Genomic DNA, 4,712 nt, shown 5'->3' on the forward strand with positions numbered 1-4,712 from the left:
CCATCCTCGCTACGGGGACGCCCAGTCGGGCGCTATTCTCGGACAGCCTCCTGGCTCCCTGTGAAGCCCGACAAACATAAATGTCAGCAACCAGGCCATTGGAGTAAGTTGAATAGTGTTCAGCAAGTGCCTGTTTGGCTGCATCCACTTTCTCTTTCGGAATCAGTGCAACGACACAACCCCCAAATCCGCCACCGGTCATTCGGACACCGCCTTCATTGCCAATAACGGTTTTGACAATATCAACAATACCGTCGATAGCTGGTACGGTAATTTCAAAGTCATCCCGCATGGAGATATGGGATTCAGCCATCAACCTGCCCATGGCTTCCAGGTCACCTCTGGCCAGGGCCTCGGCAGCGGCCAGGGTACGATCATTCTCAGTCACCACATGGCGGGCTCGTCGGTAAATGAGTTCGTCCATTTCGCCCTGGCTGGCTTCCAGTTGGGCAAGGGTAATATCCCGCAGGGCTTTGACGCCAAAATGACGGGCTGCCGCTTCGCATTGTGCACGACGAATGTTGTATTCACTATCTACCAGACCACGTTTTACATTGGAGTTGATAATCACGACCGCCGCGTTGTGAGGGATGGGCACCAGTCGGCTATCCAGTGATCGGCAGTCAAGCAGCATGGCGTGGTCTTCCTTGCCACAGGCTGAAATCATCTGGTCCATAATGCCGCACTGGCAGCCAACAAACTGGTTCTCTGCTTTTTGGCCAAGCAATGCCAGCTCTTTCAGGCTGACATCCAGTTTGGACATTCGGGTCAGAGTCAGTCCCGTAACCACTTCCAGACACGCGGATGAACTGAGGCCGGCGCCCTGGGGAACATTGCCAATAATAGCCATATTGACACCCTTGAGGCTCATGTTCTTTTCCATCAGTACGCTGGCGACACCCCGTACGTAATTGCTCCAGAAGGCCACTTTACTGTGAGGAACCGGCAAGGACAGTTCAAACTCGGTTACCTGCCCGTCGTAACTGTGAGCAGTGGCCATGACTTTCTGGTCATCTCTGAGAGAAGCAGCAATCATGGCCTGGTAGTCAATGGCACAGGGCAATACGTAACCATCGTTGTAGTCGGTGTGCTCACCAATCAGATTGACCCGGCCAGGTGCCTGAAAATAGTGGGTTGGCTGATGACCAAAGGTGGTTTCAAACAGTTCAGTCAGGGTTTGTTTCTGGCTCATTTTACTTTCCATAACTCGAATGGCGCCTGGCTCAGCGCTGTTTTCCAGATAATGCACATCAGACAGTTCGCGCAGACGGGTGGCAGCCTGTTCAGCAGTGAGGTCACGCTGGGTTTCTGCCAGCATTTCAAAACCCACCATAAACTTGCGCACGGTTGCTGATCTCAACAGTGGTGGATAGAAGTGAGCGTGCAGTTGCCAGTGGCTATCATCGGTACCGACCTTTCCTTGATGACAGGGCGCACCGTGCCAACCCATGGAGTAGGGGAATGACGTCTGGAACAGATTGTCGTACCTGGTCGTCAGTCTTTTCAGAATTTCTGCCAGAGCATCACGTTCCACTTCGGTCAGATCGGGCATGCGCAGTACCTGTCGTTTGGGCAGCATAAGGGTTTCAAATGGCCAGGCTGCCCAGTAGGGAACCACAGCGATCCAATGATCATTTTCAACGACGGTACGTTCACCGGACTCCGATTCCCTTCGGGCGTATTCAACCAGCATATTGATGCCCTTTTCGTTCAACCATTGACGTTGGTTGTCGTCTTCTTTGCGGGCTTCGTTGGGTAGAAAGCTGCTGGCCCAGATCTGGCCATGGGGGTGGGGGTTGGAGCAGCCCATTACGGCTCCCTTATTTTCAAACAGCTGCACCCAGGGGTAAGTCTGTCCCAGTTCAATAACCTGTTCCGCCCAGCAATCAACGACCTTGCGGATTTCCTGTCCGGTTAGCTGTGGCAGGGTTTTGCTGTGATCCGGTGAAAAACAGATAACCCGTGCCTGCCCTCTGGCTGAACTGCTCTGGAACAGGTCTGATTCGCTGATTGCATCCGGGGTATCCGTGAGCAGTGCCGGGAAGTCATTGGGGAAAATGTAGGGGGCGGTGTAGTCGGGGTTATGGTCTCCGGTAATACGGTCATTGCCCGGGCAGAGAAAGCACTGTGGATCATGCACTGGACGAAAGTCTGGCGCTGTTTTTTCCACCTGTCCCTGCCACGGACGCTTGGCACGATGGGGGGATACCAGTACCCAGTCGCCAATCAGTGGGTTGAATCGACGGTGTGGGTGATCAACGGGATTAAATTGCGTCATTGGATAAATCCGTTCGGGTTTTCTGACTGCCAGCGCCAGGTATCGATGGTCATATCTTCAACGGTGCGGCTGGCTTTCCAGCCAAGCTTTTGCTCAGCATAGGCAGGATCGGCGTAACACTGGGCGATATCTCCGGGGCGGCGTGGCTGGATTTGGTAAGGCAGTGTTTTGCCACAGGCTTGTTCAAAGGCGTGGAGCATATCGAAAACACTGTTGCCTTTTCCGGTACCCAGATTGTAGGTGTGGACGCCCTGATCGTTCCAATGGGTTCGCAATGCCGCCAGATGACCAAGAGCCAGATCGACCACATGGATGTAGTCACGTACACCGGTACCATCGTGGGTAGCGTAGTCATTGCCAAATACGTTGAGTTGCGCCAGCTTGCCAACGGCCACTTGCGCAATATACGGCATCAGGTTGTTGGGAATACCGCTGGGGTCTTCTCCGATAAGGCCGGATTCGTGGGCGCCAACCGGGTTGAAGTAGCGCAGGATACTGAAATTCCATCGATGATCGGACACTGCCGTATCACGGAGAATATCCTCCACCATGAATTTGCTGCGTCCATAGGGGTTGGTGACCTGTCCAACCGGGAAGTCTTCCCTGATCGGCACTTCATGGGGGTCCCCATACACGGTGGCAGAAGAGCTGAAGACCAGGTGTCGTACGTCAAATTCTGCCATGATTTCCAGAAGTTTTACTGTACCGCTGACATTGTTGTCAAAATAAGCCAAGGGTATCCGGGTAGACTCACCTACGGCTTTTAATCCGGCAAAATGAATTACTGCTTCAATGGCGTGCCTGCCGAATACGGTACGGAGTGCTTCCTTGTCGCGTATATCGACGGCATAAAAATCGGGCTGCTTACCCGTCAGGCTCTCTACCCGGTGAAGAGCCGTCTCATGGCTGTTGCACAGGTTATCAACGACGACTACGTCATAACCGTCATTCAGTAATTCCAAACAGGTGTGGCTGCCAATGTAGCCAGCCCCGCCAGTGATCAGGATACTCATTGTCTACCTCGTCCAGGCAGCTTGACTGCCTGTTAAATAATCGCTTGTGGTACTTTTACGAACAGTTTTTTCTCTGTTTTCCCGAAAACAAAGATGTTTGCGATGGCAACAGGTATCATTATGAGGCTTTTTGATCAGGGTCAATATTTGTGAGTAGTCAGCAGCTGTTGCCAGTCAGGCAATGTCGTGGAACCGTTTGTAGAACCACGGGTGTGGCCTCAAGCCCGGGTCAATTTTCGATATTCAGCGGAATATTTTAAATCAAAAACCAGGTGCCATATATTATGGACAATGGCCGTGTAGATGGCCATGTTGAGCTGAACTATCGGTTGGGGCATCCAATGGCACTGACTTAAGAGTGATAGCCTTGCCATACGTAGGCTTTAAGGCTCCCTCTTAGGGTAGGCATTAAGGAATTCTTCCTGATATTACAACTGTCCATTCTTTCTTTAGCTTCTACGTACGAGTGCAGGCGGGTGGGTTTGTTGCGGGGTCTTGAATTGGAACCACGAAGCACACAAAGAGCACTAAGAAGAGCTTTTCTTTTTCTTTGTGCTCTTTGTTTGCTTTGTGGTTCCAATTCAGGTTGTATCAATCCCCATGTTTTCGGGACTTTGCAGCTTAAGTCAGTGCCATTGCTGCTAACTCCCTTCTGAGCGAAATCAAGGCCATCAGAAAGAGCTGAAGTACCAGTGTTAAAACAGTCTATTCGGTTTTGGTTTTTGACGTATAAGATGGTTTCTTGCATTCGTCAGTTGGTCATGGCGAATACATGCGCTATCATTTCTGCCAGCGGGCGTATCAGGGTATTTTTTGTGATACTGGCTATGATTTACATGTAAGTCACTTAGCACTTTCATAAATTCCTGCTCAAGCCATAATTTGGCAGAATTTACAAAATCTTCAACACCATTCCTGGCAGTATGAAAGTACATACTTTGTATTTCGAACTCCGTTTTGGAAAACAGTGTTATCAGTTCTTCTGGTGGAACATGAGTAGATAATTTATCTTGAAATGCCTTACCGAGTTCTTCCAGTTCTTGCCTGGTATGAGGTACTTTCTTTTCTTCGCTGACCTGGTCATTTACTTTTTGTTTTTTTGATGCTTTTTCAGATTTTTTTTCAGATTTTTTTTCGGATTTTTTGAAAAGTCCCTTGCTTGCAACTTTGTGACCCTGTTTCGCTATCACACCGCCGGCTGCAACAGCAAGTGGGGCAGCTACATCTGCCACATGTGGAGCCAATTTAGAAGCAACTCCTGCTGCAGTGGCAACCGGTACCAATCCCGGGGCCGTAGCAGCAAGAAGAGGCATCGCTGCCGGACTGGAAGCCAATCGCTTCGCTACCGGAGCCGTAGCGGCGAGCACTGACCCTGCGGTACCCGAAGCGGCGAGCAACCCTGCGGCACCCGAAGCAGTACC

The 4,712-nt window shown here is 50.9% G+C and carries 3 protein-coding genes; all 3 read right to left on the reverse strand.

Going from position 1 to position 4,712, the window contains the following annotated elements:
* On the reverse strand, positions 1-2,278 hold a 2,278-nt coding region (galK, locus tag KDK14_RS01345; RefSeq protein ID WP_257263216.1), incomplete at its 3' end, for a galactokinase.
* A complete protein-coding gene (galE, locus tag KDK14_RS01350) occupies positions 2,275-3,291 on the reverse strand; it encodes a UDP-glucose 4-epimerase GalE (RefSeq protein ID WP_257263217.1) in 1,017 nt (338 codons plus the stop codon). The genes galE and galK, both read right to left, overlap by 4 nt.
* Positions 3,292-3,986: 695 nt before the next feature.
* On the reverse strand, positions 3,987-4,535 hold the full coding sequence (locus KDK14_RS01355; RefSeq protein ID WP_257263218.1) for a hypothetical protein: 549 nt from the start codon (positions 4,533-4,535) through the stop codon (positions 3,987-3,989).
* Positions 4,536-4,712: the final 177 nt, after the last annotated feature.

Origin of the sequence: Endozoicomonas sp. ONNA2 (assembly GCF_024606365.1) — a bacterium.
Lineage (GTDB): Bacteria > Pseudomonadota > Gammaproteobacteria > Pseudomonadales > Endozoicomonadaceae > Endozoicomonas.